Source organism: Pseudomonas oryzihabitans (genome assembly GCF_014522265.1).
Classification (GTDB): Bacteria; Pseudomonadota; Gammaproteobacteria; order Pseudomonadales; family Pseudomonadaceae; genus Chryseomonas; species Chryseomonas aestiva.
In genome coordinates this window covers 181,583-199,478 of sequence record NZ_CP017024.1, presented here as the reverse complement: position 1 = coordinate 199,478, position 17,896 = coordinate 181,583, and the positions used below count along the sequence as shown (strand labels likewise).

General features: G+C 65.9%; 14 protein-coding genes and 4 pseudogenes. 9 read left to right on the top strand and 9 right to left on the bottom strand.

What is annotated here, in order from left to right; translation table 11 throughout:
- Positions 1 to 164: 164 nt before the first annotated feature.
- Complete coding sequence (locus BGI51_RS00975) at positions 165 to 1,046, top strand: NAD(P)-dependent oxidoreductase (RefSeq protein ID WP_187980038.1); 882 nt, start codon at positions 165 to 167, stop codon at positions 1,044 to 1,046.
- Between the two features lie 41 nt (positions 1,047 to 1,087).
- Here the strand turns inward: BGI51_RS00975 and mqo are convergent.
- Positions 1,088 to 2,597 (bottom strand): annotated as a pseudogene (gene mqo, locus BGI51_RS00970) (malate dehydrogenase (quinone)).
- Between the two features lie 139 nt (positions 2,598 to 2,736).
- Positions 2,737 to 3,644 (bottom strand): annotated as a pseudogene (locus BGI51_RS00965) (AEC family transporter).
- 430 nt (positions 3,645 to 4,074) lie between these two features.
- Between BGI51_RS00965 and BGI51_RS00955 the strand changes: the two are divergent.
- Positions 4,075 to 4,806 (top strand): annotated as a pseudogene (locus BGI51_RS00955) (AraC family ligand binding domain-containing protein); the annotation flags it as partial.
- Between the two features lie 74 nt (positions 4,807 to 4,880).
- On the opposite strand, the gene BGI51_RS00950 reads toward BGI51_RS00955, so the two are convergent.
- Together BGI51_RS00950 and BGI51_RS00945 are read right to left on the bottom strand one after the other, a co-directional pair.
- Positions 4,881 to 5,468, bottom strand: a complete 588-nt coding sequence (locus BGI51_RS00950) for a LysE family translocator (RefSeq protein WP_187980035.1) — start codon at positions 5,466 to 5,468, stop codon at positions 4,881 to 4,883.
- A gap of 202 nt (positions 5,469 to 5,670) precedes the next feature.
- Complete coding sequence (locus BGI51_RS00945) at positions 5,671 to 7,893, bottom strand: ATP-binding protein (protein ID WP_187980034.1); 2,223 nt, start codon at positions 7,891 to 7,893, stop codon at positions 5,671 to 5,673.
- A gap of 251 nt (positions 7,894 to 8,144) precedes the next feature.
- On the opposite strand from BGI51_RS00945, the gene tadA reads away from it, so the two are divergent.
- Positions 8,145 to 8,648, top strand: a complete 504-nt coding sequence (gene tadA / locus BGI51_RS00940) for a tRNA adenosine(34) deaminase TadA (RefSeq protein WP_187980033.1) — start codon at positions 8,145 to 8,147, stop codon at positions 8,646 to 8,648.
- Here the strand turns inward: tadA and BGI51_RS00935 are convergent.
- The 5 genes from BGI51_RS00935 to BGI51_RS00915 form a co-directional block, all read right to left on the bottom strand.
- Positions 8,645 to 9,043, bottom strand: coding sequence for a SufE family protein (locus BGI51_RS00935; protein WP_187980032.1), 399 nt, complete (start codon positions 9,041 to 9,043; stop codon positions 8,645 to 8,647). The two genes, tadA and BGI51_RS00935, sit on opposite strands and share 4 nt — an antisense overlap.
- Positions 9,040 to 10,248, bottom strand: coding sequence for an aminotransferase class V-fold PLP-dependent enzyme (locus BGI51_RS00930; RefSeq protein WP_133862668.1), 1,209 nt, complete (start codon positions 10,246 to 10,248; stop codon positions 9,040 to 9,042). Before BGI51_RS00930 ends, BGI51_RS00935 begins: the two co-directional genes overlap by 4 nt.
- A 50-nt stretch (positions 10,249 to 10,298) precedes the next feature.
- Positions 10,299 to 11,333 carry a 2,3,4,5-tetrahydropyridine-2,6-dicarboxylate N-succinyltransferase gene (gene dapD / locus BGI51_RS00925; RefSeq protein WP_158892591.1) on the bottom strand — a complete coding sequence of 345 codons (1,035 nt, stop codon included), beginning with the start codon at positions 11,331 to 11,333 and terminating at the stop codon, positions 10,299 to 10,301.
- 73 nt (positions 11,334 to 11,406) lie between these two features.
- Positions 11,407 to 11,769: an ArsC family reductase gene (locus BGI51_RS00920; RefSeq protein WP_133862670.1), complete on the bottom strand. Its 363-nt coding sequence runs from the start codon at positions 11,767 to 11,769 to the stop codon at positions 11,407 to 11,409.
- 131 nt (positions 11,770 to 11,900) lie between these two features.
- Entirely contained in the window at positions 11,901 to 12,341 is a 441-nt protein-coding gene (locus tag BGI51_RS00915; RefSeq protein ID WP_064307427.1) for a YhcB family protein, read from the bottom strand.
- Between the two features lie 314 nt (positions 12,342 to 12,655).
- Between BGI51_RS00915 and BGI51_RS00910 the strand changes: the two are divergent.
- From BGI51_RS00910 to rpsI, 6 genes and pseudogenes are all read left to right on the top strand, one after another.
- A pseudogene (locus BGI51_RS00910) lies at positions 12,656 to 13,161 on the top strand (alpha/beta hydrolase).
- Between the two features lie 33 nt (positions 13,162 to 13,194).
- Positions 13,195 to 14,541: a tryptophan--tRNA ligase gene (locus BGI51_RS00905; protein WP_187980031.1), complete on the top strand. Its 1,347-nt coding sequence runs from the start codon at positions 13,195 to 13,197 to the stop codon at positions 14,539 to 14,541.
- Between the two features lie 49 nt (positions 14,542 to 14,590).
- A complete protein-coding gene (zapE, locus tag BGI51_RS00900) occupies positions 14,591 to 15,721 on the top strand; it encodes a cell division protein ZapE (protein ID WP_187980030.1) in 1,131 nt (376 codons plus the stop codon).
- A gap of 54 nt (positions 15,722 to 15,775) precedes the next feature.
- The gene (gene nfi / locus BGI51_RS00895) at positions 15,776 to 16,477 is read left to right on the top strand and encodes a deoxyribonuclease V (protein ID WP_187980029.1); all 702 of its coding nucleotides are present in this window, start codon (positions 15,776 to 15,778) and stop codon (positions 16,475 to 16,477) included.
- A 207-nt stretch (positions 16,478 to 16,684) separates the two neighbouring features.
- Entirely contained in the window at positions 16,685 to 17,113 is a 429-nt protein-coding gene (rplM, locus tag BGI51_RS00890; RefSeq protein ID WP_007160609.1) for a 50S ribosomal protein L13, read from the top strand.
- A gap of 15 nt (positions 17,114 to 17,128) precedes the next feature.
- Positions 17,129 to 17,521, top strand: a complete 393-nt coding sequence (gene rpsI / locus BGI51_RS00885) for a 30S ribosomal protein S9 (RefSeq protein ID WP_017640910.1) — start codon at positions 17,129 to 17,131, stop codon at positions 17,519 to 17,521.
- Positions 17,522 to 17,896 lie beyond the last annotated feature (375 nt).

Here is a 17,896-nt window from a genome sequence, read left to right as displayed (position 1 = left end):
CGGTCCCTGCGGAAGGCTCATTTACCACTCTCAAACTGCGCTTCCTCAGGTCTTCTCGCCTGGTCTGGCTCTAGCTCGCGAGACGTTGCCTAAGCTTCTGATGGCGGAACCCCGGCCTGGAGGTAGAGTCGAGATACCACCATCCTCTACCGGGAGCTCCCCTCATGTCCGCTCATCCCTCGATCGGTTTCATCGGCTTCGGCGCCATGGCCCAGCGCATGGGCGCCAACCTGCGCGAGGCCGGTTATACGGTCAGCGCCTATGCCGAACACCAGCAGGACGGCGAGCGCCATGGCACGCCGATGGAGTCCCTGGCGACCCTGCTGCCCCAGGCCGAGGCAGTGATCGTCTCCCTGCCCAACGACGCCATTCTCGAACAGGTGCTGCTCGGCCCCGACGGCGTCCTCGCCCGTCTGGAAAGCGGTCGGCTGCTGATCAACACCAGCACCAATTCGCCCGCGCTGTCGCTGCGTCTGGAAGCGGCCGGCCGGGCCCGCGGTATCGCCGTGGTCGAGGCGCCGGTGTCCGGTAGCACGCCCGAAGCGGAAAAGGCGCAGCTGGTGGTCCTGGCCGCCGGCGAGCCCGAAGCGGTGGAGCGGGCGCGGCCGATCCTCGAAGTCCTGGGCAAGACCGTGCACCACGTCGGTCCGACCGGGCAGGGCGCGGCCATCAAGCTGGCCATCAACGGCCTGATGGGCGCCGGGCTCGCCGCCCTGGCCGAGGCGCTGGCCTATGCCACCCGCGCCGGCCTGGATGCCGAGGTGCTGTTCGAGGTGTTCGGCGACCTGGCGGTGCTCTCGCCCCATCACCAGCGCAAGCTGGCGGCCCTGCGCGACGGCGACTTCGCCCCGCAATTCCCGGCCGCGCTGATGCACAAGGACATGGGCCTCCTGCTGGCCGAACTCAACGCCACCTTCCAGGGCGCGCCGACCCTGGCCGCCGCGGCGCAGCAACTGGCGCTGGGCGCCGAGCTGCATCCGGATGCCGATTACCTGATCACCGCCGACATCCTGCTGGAAGAAGCCGAAGACGCCGCCAGCCGCTGACGGACTTAGCCGCATGCCCAGGCGTGCGGCCCAGGGGCGCCTCAGACGTCAGCGATCCCCAGGACCCTGGCGGTTTCGGCGCGACTCTGCCGGCAGGCTGCCGCATCGAACTTCAGGTCGATGCCATAGGTCGGCAGAATGCGCCGCAGCGCCGGCAGCCAGGCGTCTTCGGTGAGACGCTCCGGGAAGCAGGTTTCCAGCACTTCCAGGGCGATGGCTGCTGCCGTCGAGGCACCGGGCGAGGCGCCGAGCAGTGCGGCGATGGATCTGTCCGCGGCGCTCACCAGTTCGGTGCCGAATTCCAGTTCACCCTTCTTGCTCAGCAGGCCGTGCTGACCGGTGGGCTTGATGGTCTGCACCCGCTGCCCGGCCACGGCTTCCTGCCAGTCGCGCTTCAGCGCCAGGGGAAGAATTGCTGCAGCATGGCGAACTGCTGGTTGGAGCTCTGGAAGATCTGTCCAATCAGGTATTCGGTCAGGTCCACATTGTCCTTGGCCACGTTCAGCAATGGCAGGATGTTGTCGTGGCGTAGCGAGGTGAAGAGATCGGTCAGGGCACCGTGCTTGAGAAAGCGCGAGGAAAAGCCCGCATAGGGCCCGAACAGCAGCGAGCGCTGGCCGCCGACGATACGGGTATCCAGGTGTGGCACCGACATGGGCGGCGACCCCGAGGGCGCCTTGCCATAGACCTTGGCCTGGTGCCGTTCGGCCAGCGCCGGGATATCACAGCGCAGCCAGATGCCGGAGATGGGAAATCCGCCAAAACCGTGGCCTTCCGGAATGCCAGACTTCTGTAGCAGCGGCAGCGAGCCGCCACCGGCGCCGATGAAGACGAACCGGGCGGTGACCTCCGTCCGTCCGCCGTGCTCGACGTCCTCCACCGTCACCCGCCAGCGACCGCTGTCGGTACGCGCCAGGTCCACCACCCGCTGGTGATAGTGCACGGCGAAACCGGATTGCTGACTGAGCTGGCGCACCAGCAGGTGGGTGAGGGCGCCATAGTCGACGTCCGTCCCGGTCACCATGCGCGTGGCGGCCACCGGCTCGTCGGCACCGCGTCCTTCCATGATCAGCGGTGCCCACTGGGCGATCTGGGCTCCGTCCTCGCTGTATTCCATGCCGTGATAGCAGTGATGGGCGCTCATCGTCCGATAGCGCTCACGCAAGAAGGCAACGTTTTCCGCCCCCAGACGAAACTCAGGTGCGGGCAGGCATGGATGAAGGCCTGCGGATCGGGGATGGCGCCCTTGCGAACCAGTTGGGCCCACAGCTGGCGCGAGAGATCGAACTGGGTGTTCACCTTGAGCGCTTTGGCGATGTCGACGCTGCCGTCGTCGCGCTGTGGGGTGTAGTTCAGCTCGCAGTTGGCGGCATGGCCGGTCCCGGCGTTGTTCCAGCCCTGGGAGCTCTCCTGGGCGCAATCGTGCAGACTCTCGAACAGGGTCACGCTCAGGCTGGGGTCGAGCTCCTTGAGCAGGGTGCCCAGGGTGGCGCTCATGATGCCGGCGCCGATCAACACGACGTCGGGTGAATCCGTGGAAGATAACGACATGCCAGGTTCCTCGCGGTCAGGGGTTTGATGGTGGCGCAATACGACTGGGCGGCCGAGCGGCCAACAGGCCATGGCGCGCTCCTGCAACCGCTCTGATTTGCCGGGGCTCACGGCTTGCGCCTCGCGAGCCCCCGACGGGCTAGAGCAGGGTGGTCAAGGCGATACCCAGGGCGATACCCGGGATGGCGACCAGGGTGCTGAACAGCACGCTCCGCGCGGCGTCCTCGGTGTAGACGCCGTGGGCCATCGCCAACGTGGGCGCCGCCGTGGCCGCCGGCAGTACGCCGAGCAGGAATACCTGCTGGAGCAGCCCGCCCTGCAGGCCCACGGCCAGGCCGACGCCCAGCATCACCAGCGGTTGCAGCAGGTTCTTCAGGGCCACATTGAGCCCGATGTCGCGATCAAGACGCGGTTGGATGCCGGACAGAATCAGGCCCAGGGTGAACAGCGCGACGCCACCGGCTGCCCGACCTATCTCGTCCGTCGCCGTCACCAGCAACTGGGGCAGGCGGATACCCAGCAGCGCACAGAGCAATCCCAGCAGCGGCAGGATCACCAGCGGCTGGCGCAGCGCCTTGCCGAGCGCCTGGCGGGCCCCGCCGCCGCTCAACAACAGCAGCGACAGCGGGATGACCACCAGGGTGAAGATCAGGTTGCCGACGATCACCGCCAGCACGGCGGAGGGGCCGATGGCGGCGGTCAGCACCGGCGGCCCGCAATAGGCCATGTTGGGAAAGGCCACCGTGATGCCTCGCATGGCTCCTTCACGCCACGTCCGCCCACCGCGGTAGCGACCCAGTAGCAAGCCCAGCAGCCAGACGCCGATGAGTCCGGTAGCCAGGGTCGCGACATAAGGCAGGTTGAGGATCTGCTCGGGCGGGTGTGGGCGGCGGCGAGGAACAGAGCGATAGGCAGGGCGAAGGTGACCACGAAGGTTGCCAGGGGCTTGCTTGCCGTCTGCGGCAGCACCTTCCAGCGGCCGGCGCCCCAGCCCAGTAAGGTAACGAAGATGATAGGGGCGAGTGCCTCGGAAATGGTCTCGATCATGAGCGAGGCCCCATGAGAGCCGGGGACACGGCGAAAGACTGGCTGAATGGCGTTGGATCATCGAATGAACAGCAAGGCATCCGAAACTCCTGTGCCCGCCCAGATGCGGGTCTTCGATTGATAGATTCATCGCGGCCTCTTTCCGGGTAGCGCCAGCTTCGAGATACCAGCCGTTACGCCTGAAGGGCTCTGTAATGCGGGTTTACCCTTTCTCTGAGGGCAAAGTGAAACGTTTGTTTATATCTGTTAGTGCGACATTTTGTCGCATATAGACCTTTGTCGGATTCCCTAGGCGGTCGCGTCATGTATTCGCCGAATTCGGCGCAAGACCACCCGCCCAGCCGGGTGCAGCGCAAGCGAGCGTCCGCTAAGCTGGCTGGCCTGGCCGGATACTGGTGTCCAGCGGAAATACCCGGTGCAAGGAGACGGCATGACAGCGACCACCTCACGCTTCTGGCGCGATCCCGCGCTGCCCTTCCTCGAAGCCCGTTCCATCCAGGACGGCCGCGCGCTCTGCTATGCCCCGCATTCCCACGAGACCTTCTCCATAGGTACCGTGCTGGGTGGGCGCAGTCGCTATCACAACGGCTCGACCCGCGAACTGGTGGGGGCGGGCACCCTGGTGCTGATGAATCCCGGTGACGTCCATGCCTGCAATCCGCAGGGCGAGGACGCCTGGCGCTATCGCATGCTGCACGTGGACGCCGGCTGGCTGGCCGAGCTGCAGCGCCCGGGGGCTGACGACTTCCAGCCGCTGGCCGTACAGCTGTCCCGTGACGGCCAGCTGTACGCCGGTCTGGAAGCCCTGCATGCCTGCCTGATCGACCCGGATAGCCTCACCCTGCAGCGCCAGAGTCAGGCGCTGCTGTATTTCGAGGCCGTACTGGCGCGCCTGGGGCGTACCCCGGTCGCGGCAGCGCGGGCCCGCGAGGATCGCCGCCTGAGGCGCGCCGCCGAATTTCTCGATGCCCACTGCAGCGAGGGTGTCAGCCTGGATCAGCTCAGCCAGGTGGCGGATCTCTCGCCCACCCAGCTGATTCGCAGCTTTCGCCGGCGCTATGGCCTGACGCCCCATGCCTACCTTATCGACCGGCGCATTCGCCTGGCACGGCAACACCTGCGTCAGGGCGATGGCCTGGCCGAGGTCGCCCTGGCCACCGGCTTCGCTGACCAGGCCCATCTGCAGCGCACCTTCAAGCGCCTGGTGGCGGCCACCCCGGTCAGTACCGCGCCGCGTCAGCCCTCCCATAGCAGCGAAGCGGCGCACAGCACCAGCAGCGCCGCGAGGGCGCGATTGAGCAGGCGCAGGCGGGCCGCCGACGGTGAATGGCCGCGCAGCCATTGGCCGGCCACGGCCCAGCAGGCCAGGGAGGCGAAGCAGATCACCAGGTAAAGACCGGCGAACAGCATCAGGCGCCCGCGATCTTCGCCGACGAACAGCGCCACCCCGGCCGCGGCGGCGAGCCAGGCCTTGGGATTGAGCCACTGCAGCAGGGCGCCGTCGCGAAAGCCCGGGCAGGCGGCCACCGCGCCACTGCCCAGGTCTCCCGCGGCCCGTGCCAGTTTCCACGCCAGGTACAGCAGGAAGAGCGCGCCGGCCACGCGCAGGATCCACAGCAGCGCCGGCCAGGCGGCCAGTATCTGGTGCAGGCCGAGGCCGACCGCCAGCAGCAGGACGACGAAGCCCAGGGTGGCGCCGGCGACATGCCACAGGGCCGGTCGCCAGCCATGGACAAGGCCGGTATTGAAGCCCACCAGATTGACCGGGCCAGGAGAAAGGGATGCCACCAGGGCAAAGGCGGCCATGGACAGGATCAGGGTCATCGCAAGGTCTCGACAGTTGTGGAGACCTGAACCTAGCGAGGGCGACCCCTGGCGGTATTGAAGAAAATGACCCTTCCGACCCGACGAAAGGCGGGAATTCGCAGCGTTTCGCTGACGTCCATTACAGCGAGCTTAGCGCTCCCCCGGTGGTTTCAACGTCGCTGTCGGCCACCGGGGCTTTCTCTTCTCGGATCCTGGCGCGCTAGGGTGCGATAGGCAGGGTAAATCTGAAGGTGCTGCCCTGACCCAAGGCGCTGGTGACGCTCAACTCACCGCCGTGGGCCTCGACGATGCCCTTGGCGATGTACAGTCCCAGGCCGTGACCGGTGGGATTGTCTTCCTGCACGTGCCAGAAGCGCTCGAATACCCGTGCCTGTTGCGCCTGATTCATGCCGCGGCCGTTGTCGGTCACGCTGATCTCGGCCAGGTTGCCGATCTGGCGCATGCTGAGTTGCACCAGACCACCTGGCGCGGTGAACTTGATGGCATTGCCCAGCAGGTTCATCAGCACCTGGAAGATGCGCTCGGCTTCCACCAGCACCTGGAGATCCGGATCGGCGGCGTATTCCAGACTGATGTTCTTGATCTCCGCCAGTGGCCGCGACAGCAGGATGGGTTGCGCGCAGACGTCCGCCAGGCGCGCCGGGTTGAGGTTCAGTGCCAGGCGATCCGACTCGATCTTCGACAGGTCCAGCAGGTCGCTGATCAGGGCGTTCATGCGGTTGGCCGCGGTCTCTATCACCTGCAGCGAACTGGGCAGGCGGTCATCGCCCAGCGCCAGCTTTTCCAGTTGGCGCTGCAGCATCCCGACCTTCATCAGGATGATGGTGATGGGGCTGCGCAGGTCATGGGAAACCGCCGCGACGATCTCGTCGCGCAGGCGCACCGCCTGGCGTTCGCGTTCGACCTGGCGCGCCAGGTCCAGCTCGATGGCCGAGCGGCGCAGGTCCTTGGCGGCAAACAGATCAGCCGGGCGCCAGCGCTCCGAGCGCAGGCGGACCAGTTCCTTCCAGGCATCGAAGGAACGCCGCGGATGCGGATAGTTGAGCCCCGGGCCCGGCGTGGGCGACGTGGCTTCAAGCTTGGCCGGATTACCACTCCAGACCACGGTTGTGACGATCTCCGGGCGGAACCAGAGCACCAGATTGCGCACCGGCTTGGGCAGCGCCAGTGCCAGGACGCCGCTGACCCGATCGCTGTAGCGACGGGCCTCGGGCAGTTCGTCGGCCAGGCAGCGGGTCGCATAGATGCCCGAGGCATCCATCTCGGCCGTCACCCAGGCGGCGAGGATGCGAATGTCTTCCGCGCTCGGGCATTCGCCCAGGGTGCTGAGCTCATCCTCCACCAGCACCGCGACACCGGCGGCATTCACCAGCTCCAGGAGATCGGTGGGTCTTTCGCTGAGGCCACTGAGTACCTCGCCACGGCTGTCGCACATGCCCTGGATCAGCGCCGCCAGTTGCGCCTCGCGCGCATCGATCTCGCGTTGCACCTGGCGGTTTTCCAGCGCGCGAATCATCAGCGACACCAGCACCCCGACCGAGCGGCAGGCCATCCGGGTACGGAAGGGCAGATAGAGCGGTTCGCGATGGCCACAGCTGATCAGCCCCCAGAGCTTGTCGTCGCTGATCAGCGATACGCTCATGGACGCACGCAGGCCCTGGTTGCGCACGTACTGACAATGGATGGGCGATACGCTGCGCAGCACGGCGTGGGTGAGGTCGATCGGATCCCGCCCGGTGCCATGCAGAAAGGCCGGTACCAGCGGGACCGCCTCGTACTGAGCGTCGGGGATGTTGCGAATCCAGTTCTCGTGATAGAGCGCGCGGGCCTGGGCAGGAATATCGGCCGCCGGAAAGTGCATGCCCAGATAGCTGTCGATGTCGTCGACCCGGTCCTCGGTCACCACCTGGCCATCGCCGCCGTCATCGAAGCGATAGACCACCACCCGATCGAAGCCGGTGAGGGCACGCACCTCGCGCACCGCACCTTCGCACAGCTCAGGCAGGGTGCGAGCCTGCTGCAGGCGGGCCAGGGCGCGCGCCAGCCCGGCGGGCTCGACACCGCCATGGTCGTCCGGCTCGAATTCCAGAAACACCAGGCCGCGGCTGCGATGCAGGATCACGTCCATGTCGCGGACCGGACGTGTCCAGCTCAGCGGATTGGCTTCTTCCAGATGCTCCAGGGTCAACGCCTGCCGCACCTGCTCGAACAGCTCGAGCGGCAGCACCTGCTGCAGTGGCCGACCCAGCAGCTCGACCTGCGGCTTGCCCAGCAACTCGGGCAGATTGCGGCTGACATGCTTGGTCAGCCACTCCGCCTCATCGAAGGCGATGAGGTAACCGTGTGCCTGGATGGCGCCTGGAATGCGGATCGGCTCGCTTTCGCAGCTTTGCAGCGACTGACCGGAAGGTGCAGCAATCATGCGACTGTCTCAGATGAACTCTTGAATAGGACCGCACCAAGGCGGTCCTGTTAAAGCTTTAGCACCGAATGGCTGTGAATGTGATGCCGATCACGCACGGCTCCCAGACCTCGCACCAGTTTCGCATCGGCTGTATCCGATAACCATTATTGCGATCATTTTTTGCCGAAGGATTCATTCTTGGTGTCGGATCCCATGGCTGGCCTCCCGGGCTGACGGCGGTATCATGGCGCTTTGCGCAGAGTTCAGTCATGGCCCGCTTCCGCCCCTTGCCCATCATCGATCGCAGCCGGGATGACCTGTTCATGCGCGAGGCCCTGGTCCTGGCAGAGCAGGGCGCCGGGCAGGGCGAGGTGCCGGTCGGAGCCGTGGTGGTGCTCGACGGAGAGGTCATCGGCCGCGGTTTCAATCGGCCCATCGGTGCTCACGATCCCAGCGCCCATGCCGAGATGGAGGCCATCCGCGATGCCGCCACGCGTCTGGCCAATTACCGGCTGCCCGGCGCGACGCTCTATGTGACGCTTGAGCCCTGCAGCATGTGCGCCGGCCTCATCGTCCACAGTCGCATCCAGCGGCTGGTCTATGGCGCCAGCGAGCCACGCGCCGGCATGGCCCAGAGTCGCGGGCGCTTCTTCGAGCAGGACTTTCTCAATCACCGGGTCCTGGTGGACGGCGGGGTACTGGCCGAGGCCTGTGGCCAGGTACTGACCGAATTCTTCCGCGCGCGGCGCAATCCCGCGGCCAGCGAAGGCTAGGCCGCCAGTTCGCGCATCCGCGTGAGCACGGCGTTCAGGCCGTTGCTGCGCGATTGCGACAGCTGCCGTTCCAGCCCGAGTTCGCTCAGCCAGCCGTGGATGTCGAGGCGGCCCAGCTCTTCGCGGGTCAGGCCATTGGCGCGCACCAGCACCACGGCGAGCAGTCCCTTGAGCACCCGGGATTCGCTGCTGGCGCGAAAGAAATGACGATCACCCTGGGCTTCATGGGTCAGGCGCACCCGACTCTCGCAGCCTTGCACCAGATCCTCGTCGCGTTCCGCGAGCACCGCCGGCAGGCGCTCGGCCCACTGCAGCAGCAGTCGCGAGCGCGCTTCCCAGCCCTTGGCGATGATGAAGGCGCGGCGGGCTTCCGCCGCATCGGGAAGCAGATTCATCGCAGCAGCTCCAGGGCGTTGTCGAGGGCAGTGAAAAAGCGCTGCAGGTCCTCGGCATCGTTGTACAGGCCAAGGGAGACCCGCAGCGCACCGGGGGTCTGCAGGGTCTGGAACAGCGGCATGGCGCAGTGCTGACCGGCGCGCACCGCTATGCCCTGTTCACCCAGCAGGTGAGAGAGGTCGCCGACATCGATGCCCGCGACCTGGAAGCTGGCCAGGGCGATCTGGGGTTCACCCAGCACCTGGACGCCGTCGCGGGCGGCCAGCCCGGCCAGGAGCTTCAGACTGAGCGCCTGCTCGTGACCGCGGATCAGCGTCTCGTCCTGACCCTGTAGCCAGTCGACCGCGGCGCCCAGGGCGATGGCCGCGCCTATGGGCGGCGTCCCGGCTTCGAAGCCCATGGGCGCGGCATGGAAGCGGGCGTCGGTGAAGGTGGTGTGCTGCACCATCTCGCCGCCGAACTGCCAGGGCTTGAGCCGCGCCAGGCCAGCGGCCTTGCCCCAGAGCACGCCAATGGCCTCGGGGGCATAGAGCTTGTGCCCGGAAAAGACATAGAAGTCGGCGTCGAAGTCGCCCGGGCGATGACGGCCATGGACCGCGCCCTGGGCGCCGTCCACCACCAGCCAGGCCGGCGAGCGCGCCCGTACCAGGGCCGCGAGTTCCGCCAGTGGCTGCCAGGTGCCGAGCACATTGGACAGCTGGCTGACCGCGACCACGCGCGTTCGTGGGCCCAGCAGCCGCTCGGCGGCTTCCAGGTCCAGATGACCGCTCGGGGTCAGCGGGATGACCCTGAGTTCAAGGCCCCGACGCCGGGCCAGCTGCTGCCAGGGCAGCAGATTGGCATGGTGCTCGAGGGCGCTGATGAGAATCTCGTCACCCGCCGCGCAGGCGTCTTCCAGCCCATAGGCCAGCAGATTGAGGGCTTCGGTCGCGCCGCGGGTCAGCACCACCTCGTGCGGCGCGGCCGCGCCCAGCCAGGCGGCGATCCGTCCACGGGCGCCTTCGTAGGCAGCGGTGGTCCGCTCGGCGGCCCAGTGCTGGGCGCGGTGCACATTGGCTGCACCCAGGCTGTAGCTGGCCAGCAGGGCATCCAGCACCACCTGGGGCTTCTGCGCCGTGGCGGCGCTGTCGAGGTAGGTGATGCCGTCGGCGGCGAAGGCGGTGAAAGCCGGAAACTCGGCTCTCCAGGGAGAGGGTAGCGACATGGCGACAGCTCCGGGGTAGCCCGCGTGAGGCGGGCTGCCCGGTTGTGGACTCAGTTGTGCGCGTGCAGCGCTTCGTTGAGTTCGATGGCGGTCTTGTTGGTCTTGCACTCGACCGCGCCGGTTTCCGAATTGCGGCGCAGCAGCAGGTCGCTCTGACCGGCCAGTTCGCGCGCCTTGACCACCCGTACCAGCTGGTTCTGGTCATCCAGTACGGCGACCTTGGTACCCGCGGTCACATAGAGGCCGGATTCCACGGTGCAGCGATCGCCCAGCGGGATGCCAATGCCGGCGTTGGCCCCGATCAGGCAGCCTTCGCCGACGCTGATGATGATGTTGCCACCGCCCGACAGGGTGCCCATGGTCGAGCAGCCGCCGCCCAGGTCCGAGCCCTTGCCGACGAAGACGCCCGCGGAGACGCGGCCTTCGATCATGCCCGGGCCGGCGGTACCGGCGTTGAAGTTGACGAAGCCTTCGTGCATCACCGTGGTGCCTTCACCCACATAGGCACCCAGGCGCACGCGGGCGGTATCGGCGATACGCACGCCGGCCGGCACCACGTAGTCGGTCATCTTGGGGAATTTATCCACCGAGAAGACTTCCAGCAGCTTGCCGCGCAGACGGGCTTCCAGCTGCTCGGCCGGCAGCTCGGCCAGGTCCACGGCGCCCTGGTTGGTCCAGGCCACGTTGGGCAGCAGGGCGAAGATGCCGGTCAGGTTCAGCCCATGGGGCTTGACCAGGCGATGGGACAGCAGATGCAGCTTCAGGTAGGCCTCGGGGGTAGAAGCGGGTGCGGCGTCTTCGGCCAGCAGGGTGGCCACCAGCGGCTTGTTGCTTTCCGCCAGGCGGGTCAGCAGCGCCGACTGCACGGCATCGATGCCCTTGAGGGCTTCGGCCAGACCGCGGGCCTGGGCCGGAGCGAAGGCGATGGCCTGGTTGCCACCCTGGTACTCCAGCAGTGGCGCGACCGCCTCGACCAGCGCTGCCGGGGGATTCAGCAGAGGCTGTGCATAGAAGACTTCCAGCCAGGCGTCCTGGCGATTCTGGGTGCCGACACCGAAGGCGATACTGAAGAGGGCATTCGACATGTGACTGTTCCTTTGCAAAGGCACCGATCCGGTCGGTGCGAGATGTGCGGTAGTGGGGGCGGTGGCCGCGGAGTCAGTTCAGGGCCGCGGCATAGAGCTCGGGCTTGAAGCCCAGCAGGGTACGGTCGCCGAGATCGAGCACGGGTCGCTTGATCATCGAAGGCTGCGCCAGCATCAGGTCGATGGCCCTGGCGGTATCGAGGTCGGCCTTCTGGGCGTCGTCGAGCTTGCGGAAGGTGGTGCCGGCGCGATTGAGCACCTTGTCCCAGCCATGTTCCGCGCACCAGGCCGCCAGCCGTTCGCGGTCGATGCCGCTCTGTTTGTAGTCATGGAAGTGATAGGCCTGGCCATGCTCATCGAGCCATTGGCGGGCCTTCTTCATGGTGTCACAGGCCTTGATGCCGTAGAGGCTCAGGCCACTGGCCGCTGCGGGCATGGCGTTCTCCTGCGAAAGACTGCAACCGCAGATTATGCCATGACGGGCCGGAAAAGGGCCGGGCGTCGCGCCCCGAGTGACGAGGGCAGGCGCCGGAAAGCAGAAGGCCGGGGAGTCCCCGGCCTTGGCGATCAACCGCGGCTTTTCACGCCGTAGGTTTCGTCGAGGGTGCCCGGGGTGCCGTCACCCTTGGGCGCATAGTCCCGCGGCGCTTCGGTCGGACCGTCGATGCGCTCGCGACTGGAGGGGTAACGCTGCTCGGCGCTGTGCAGCGAGGCCAGCAGGTGCTGACGGGTCAGCTCGTCCTGGGCCAGACGCTCGGCGCCTTCGGACAGGTGCGACTGCATGTCCTGGTAGGTCTGGGTGAGCTTGCGCACCAGGCCGGCGGTGGTGCTGAAGTGGCTGGTGACCTCGTGCTGGTAGTCGTCGAACTTCTTCTGCAGGTCATCCAGCTGGCGCTGCACGCGGCTCGGCGCGGCACCCGGCACCAGGCGCGCCAGCAGAAAACCTATCCCGACCCCGATCAGCAGCGCGATCAGGGGCAACAACCAGGTAGTGAGCGACTGTTCCACGAAACTTCCTCTATGAGCGGCTTTGCTTTACGGTAACGGCAGACCGGCGAGCCTGTACACTGGGTTGCGTCATCTGCCATTCGCTGGGCGTCATCATACCCCGCAGTCAGGCATCGCGCAGGATCGACCCTATCAAAATCAACTCCTTGGATGAGCACTGTTCGTCCGGGATCACGGAGTCAAGCGTGTCAGCCCGTGAACAAACCCTGCTGCTGGAGGGCCCCGCCGGCACTCTGGAAGCGCTGTACCAGAGCCCGGATGCCGCCACCGGCGCGGTCCTGCTCTGTCATCCCCATCCGCTCCATGGCGGCGCCATGCAGAACAAGGTGGTCGCCACCCTGCAGCGCATCGCCCGGGACGCCGGCCAGGCGACCCTCAGATTCAACTTTCGTGGCGTCGGCGCCAGCACCGGCGTGCATGCCGGCGGTGAAGGCGAGATCGACGATGCCGCGGCCGCTGTGGCCTGGTTGCGCGACCGCCACCCCGACCTGCCGCTGACCCTCTGCGGTTTCTCCTTCGGTTCCTGTGTCGCCGCCTGCCTGGGCGGCCGCCTGGAAGGCGAAGGCGTGGCGGTGGAACGGCTGTTCATGCTGGCGCCGCCGGTGGAGCGTTTCGCGGTCGACGGTCGCCTGCCACAGCGGGCGCGCCTCACGGTGATCCAGCCCGAAGCCGACGAGGTGGTGACCCCGAGCGGGTCTACGTCTGGTCCGCCGCGCTCGAACAGCCGCACGAATTGCTTCGCGTCGCCGAGTGCAGTCATTTCTTCCATGGCAAACTCGTCGAACTCAAAGATCTGGTCCTGCCGCGCCTGCAGGCCTGACCCTCGTTAGTCTCTCGGATTCCCACCGCCTCCATGACCACTCGCATTCTCACTGGCATCACCACCACCGGCACCCCGCACCTGGGCAACTACGCCGGGGCCATCCGTCCCGCCATCCGCGCCAGTCTGGCCGCCGATGCCGACTCCTTCTATTTCCTCGCCGACTACCATGCCCTGATCAAGTGCGACGACCCCGCGCGCATCCAGCGTTCGCGCCTGGAGATCGCCGCCACCTGGCTGGCCAGCGGCCTGGATCCGGAGCGGGTGACCTTCTATCGCCAGTCCGACATCCCCGAGATCCCCGAACTGACCTGGCTGCTCACCTGCGTCGCGGGCAAGGGCCTGCTCAATCGCGCCCATGCCTACAAGGCCGCGGTCGACCGCAACCTGGAACAGGGCGAAGACCCCGACGCGGGCGTGACCATGGGCCTCTACAGCTACCCGGTGCTGATGGCCGCGGACATCCTCATGTTCAATGCCCTGCGCGTGCCGGTCGGGCGTGACCAGATCCAGCACGTGGAGATGGCCCGCGACATCGGTCAGCGCTTCAATCACCTGTTCGGCAACGGGCGCGACTATTTCGCCCTGCCCGAGGCGGTCATCGAGGAAAGCGTCTCCACCTTGCCCGGTCTCGATGGCCGCAAGATGTCGAAGAGCTACGACAACACCATCCCGCTGTTCGGCAGCGCCAAGCAGCTCAAGGACGCCATCGCCCGGATCGTCACCGACTCGCGCCTGCCCGGCGAGCCCAAGGATCCTGACAGCGCCCATCTCTTCGCCCTCTACCAGGCCTTCGCTACCCCCGAGCAGAGCGCGGCCTTCCGCGCGGCCCTGCAGGATGGCCTGGCCTGGGGCGAAGCCAAGGGTCAGCTGTTCGAGGTACTGGATGCCGAGCTGGGCGAAGCCCGCGAGCGCTATGCGGCGCTGATCGCCCGTCCCGACGATCTGGAAGACATCCTGCTGGCCGGCGCCGCCAAGGCCCGCCGCGATGCCACGCCCTTCCTCGGCGAACTGCGCGAAGCCGTGGGCCTGCGCTCGCTCAAGACCCAGGTCGCTGCCGGCAGCACCAAGAAGAAGGCCAGCAAGACCGCTCGCTTCGTCAGCTTCCGTGAAGGCGATAGCTTCCGGTTCCGCCTGCTCGACGCCGACGGCACTGAACTGGCGCTGTCGATCCCCTTCGCCGAAGCCAAGACCGCCGGCATCACCAGCAAGCAGCTGGTCGCGACGCCGGCCAGTGTCGTGGCAGGCGAGGGCAACGGCTTCCAGCTGCTGCTGGACGATCAGGTGATGGCTGAGGGCGTCGCCAGCGATTCCCCCGCCGCGCGCGATGCCCTGATCGAGCGCACTAGGGCCGCGCTCGCACAACTGGCCGAGTCCTAAAGGGCACCCGTGGTCCCCGGCGTTGTCAACGCCAGGGACCGCCATTACAGTGACCACCCTTTTTTTCCACCCGACCAGAAGCCGCCATGACCCCCTCGAGCGTTACCAGGCCGACCTCAAGCGCCCGGAGTTTTTCTACGATGCTGCCCAGGAAGAGGCCGTCCGCCATCTGCAGCGCCTCTATGACGAATTGCTCGTCGAGCCCGCGTCCAAGGGTGGCCTGTTCGGCAAGCTGCTCGGGCGCAAGACGGTCACGCCGGTCAAGGGGCTGTATTTCTGGGGTGGGGTAGGGCGTGGCAAGACCTACCTGGTCGATACCTTCTATGACGCCCTGCCGTTCAAGCAGAAGATGCGCACCCACTTCCACCGCTTCATGAAGCGCGTGCATGAAGAGCTGCGCACCCTCAAGGGCGAGAAGAATCCCCTGACCATCATCGCCCGGCGCTTCGCCGACGAGGCGCGGGTGATCTGCTTCGACGAATTCTTCGTTTCCGACATCACCGACGCCATGATCCTGGCGACCCTGCTCGAAGAGCTGTTCAAGAACGGCGTAAGTCTGGTCGCCACCTCGAACATCGTACCCGACGGCCTCTACAAGGACGGCCTGCAGCGCGCGCGCTTCCTGCCGGCCATCGCGCTGCTCAAGGAGCATACCGAGATCGTCAACGTCGACAGCGGCGTGGACTATCGCCTGCGCGCCCTGGAGCAGGCCCAGCTGTTTCACTATCCGCTGAGCGAAGCCGTCGAGGCGGCGATGGCCAAGAGCTTCCGTTCGCTCACCGTCGAGTGCAACGACCTCTGCGAAGACGTGCCGCTGATGATCGAGAATCGCGAGATCCGCGCCCGCCGCACCTGTGAAGATGTCGCCTGGTTCGATTTCCGCGCCCTTTGCGACGGTCCGCGCAGCCAGAACGACTACATCGAGCTGGGCAAGATCTTCCAGACGGTACTGGTCAGCAATGTCGAGCAGATGGATGCGCTCAAGGACGACATGGCACGACGCTTCATCAACCTGGTCGATGAATTCTACGATCGCCAGGTCAAGCTGATCCTGTCCGCCGAGGTCGAGCTCAAGGACCTCTATTCCGGTGGCCGCCTGGAGTTCGAATTCCAGCGCACCCTCAGTCGCCTGCTGGAAATGCAGTCCCACGAATACCTGGCGCGTCCGCACAAGCCGTGAACCCTGCCTGGGTTGAGGGATCAACCCCTTGACCCAGGTTTTCGGGAGGTACGCGTGAATTCCGATCCCTTCGCCGATTGGGATGGCTCGCCCACTCAGGCGCGCATCCTGCAAAGGCAACTCGCCAGGCAGGTCCTGCTGCACGACGACTTCGGCTCGCCGCGGCGTTACGCCGGTGTCGATGTAGGTTTCGAAGAGGGCGGCGAGATCACCCGTGCGGTGGCCGTCCTGCTCGATGCCGAGACTCTCCAGCCACTGGCCCATGCCGTCGCGCGCATCCCCACGGTGATGCCCTATGTCCCGGGACTGCTGTCCTTTCGGGAACTCCCTGCACTGCTCCAGGCGCTGGCGGAATTGCCGGAGACTCCCGATCTGGTGTTCTGCGATGGCCACGGCATCGCCCATCCTCGCCGGCTGGGCATCGCCGCTCATCTGGGTGTGGTCACCGGTCTGCCGACGATCGGTGTGGCCAAGAAAATCCTTACCGGCCACCACGGCGAACTCGCCGAGACACGCGGCAGCCAGGTCGACTTGCTGGATCGCGAGGGTGGGGTGATAGGTACGGTGCTGCGCAGCAAGGATCGGGTCAGGCCGCTGGTCGTGTCGCCCGGGCACCGGGTCGGTCTGGCCACTGCACCCGCGCTGGTCATGGCCTGCGTAAGGCGTCACCGCCTGCCGGAACCTACGCGACTGGCAGACCACCTGGCCTCACGCCGTCAGGGTTCGGCGGCTACCCAGGCGCTATTTTCCTTCTGATTCTCTGCTTGCTTTTTTACCCTGAGCGGGTATCATGCCGCAGCTTTCTTGGCGGGGGATGCCTAAGCCTGCCGAGATCGCCGTAGCGGACGCCGACCCGAGCCCCCGAAGAGCGTCTGTTTCCGGCTGCCCCCGACTTGTCTGGGGTTGCACTGTTGTGTAGAATTTGCCGTCTTTTTACCAGGGCGGCCTCTGAGGCCATAGAGAATGAAAACTTTCACCGCAAAACCGGAAACCGTTAAGCGCGACTGGTACGTCGTCGACGCTGCTGGCCAGACTCTGGGTCGTCTGGCTACTGAAATTGCCACTCGCCTGCGTGGCAAGCACAAGCCCGAATACACCCCTCACGTTGACACCGGCGACTACATCGTCGTCATCAACGCCGAGCAGGTTCGTGTGACCGGTGCCAAGACTACCGACAAGATGTACTACCATCACTCCGGTTTCCCGGGTGGCATCAAGTCGATCAACTTCGAAAAGCTGATCGCCCGTGCTCCCGAGCGCGTCATCGAGACCGCCGTCAAGGGTATGCTGCCGAAGAACCCGCTGGGCCGCGACATGTATCGCAAGCTCAAGGTGTACAAGGGTGCGAACCATCCGCACACCGCTCAGCAGCCCCAAGAACTCAAGTTTTAATCGGGATAGTACAACATGTCGGCAACTCAAAATTACGGTACCGGCCGTCGTAAGACTGCCACCGCTCGTGTCTTCCTTCGTCCGGGCACTGGCAAGATCTCCATCAACGATCGCGCTCTGGACACCTTCTTCGGCCGCGAAACCGCGCGCATGGTCGTGCGTCAGCCCCTAGAGCTGACCGAGACCCTGGAGAAGTTCGACATCTACGTTACCGTCGCTGGCGGTGGTGTGAGCGGTCAGGCCGGTGCTATCCGTCACGGCATTACCCGCGCTCTGATCGAGTACGACGAAGGCTACCGCAGCTCCCTGCGCAAAGCCGGTTACGTCACTCGTGACGCCCGTGAAGTCGAGCGTAAGAAAGTCGGTCTGCGCAAAGCGCGTAAGCGTCCGCAATACTCCAAGCGTTAATCCTTCGGGATACGCTCGAAAAACCCAGCCAATGGCTGGGTTTTTTTATGCCCAGGATTTTTCCCGCATGGGCGCTGGAGCCTCCGGCAGACAGGCTATTTCGCCCGGCGTTGGGCTTCGCTGCGCTCAATGCCAGCCTACCCGGTATGCTGAGGCATGGTAGGTTGGGCTGAGGCAGCTCCACCGCCGAAGCCCAGCAGTCCGGCCATTCCTCCCAGCGATGGGCTTCGCCGCACTCAGCGCCAACCTACCGGCTATGTCGGAGCACCGTAGGTTGGGTTGAGGCGGCTCCATCGCCGAAGCCCAACAGTCCTGCTATCGCGCCAGCGTTGGGCTTCGCCGCGCTCAGCATCAACCTACACAGTATGCAGGGGG

Bases quoted from the DNA above. Each gene is read 5' to 3' on its own strand.
- tadA (WP_187980033.1), top strand. From the start codon at position 8,145: ATGGCCCGCTTCCGCCCCTTGCCCATCATCGATCGCAGCCGGGATGAC.
- BGI51_RS00935 (WP_187980032.1), bottom strand. From the start codon at position 9,043: ATGAATCTGCTTCCCGATGCGGCGGAAGCCCGCCGCGCCTTCATCATC.
- rplM (WP_007160609.1), top strand. From the start codon at position 16,685: ATGAAAACTTTCACCGCAAAACCGGAAACCGTTAAGCGCGACTGGTAC.
- dapD (WP_158892591.1), bottom strand. From the start codon at position 11,333: ATGTCGAATGCCCTCTTCAGTATCGCCTTCGGTGTCGGCACCCAGAAT.
- BGI51_RS00905 (WP_187980031.1), top strand. From the start codon at position 13,195: ATGACCACTCGCATTCTCACTGGCATCACCACCACCGGCACCCCGCAC.
- rpsI (WP_017640910.1), top strand. From the start codon at position 17,129: ATGTCGGCAACTCAAAATTACGGTACCGGCCGTCGTAAGACTGCCACC.
- BGI51_RS00975 (WP_187980038.1), top strand. From the start codon at position 165: ATGTCCGCTCATCCCTCGATCGGTTTCATCGGCTTCGGCGCCATGGCC.
- BGI51_RS00930 (WP_133862668.1), bottom strand. From the start codon at position 10,248: ATGTCGCTACCCTCTCCCTGGAGAGCCGAGTTTCCGGCTTTCACCGCC.
- BGI51_RS00950 (WP_187980035.1), bottom strand. From the start codon at position 5,468: ATGACCCTGATCCTGTCCATGGCCGCCTTTGCCCTGGTGGCATCCCTT.
- BGI51_RS00920 (WP_133862670.1), bottom strand. From the start codon at position 11,769: ATGCCCGCAGCGGCCAGTGGCCTGAGCCTCTACGGCATCAAGGCCTGT.
- BGI51_RS00945 (WP_187980034.1), bottom strand. From the start codon at position 7,893: ATGATTGCTGCACCTTCCGGTCAGTCGCTGCAAAGCTGCGAAAGCGAG.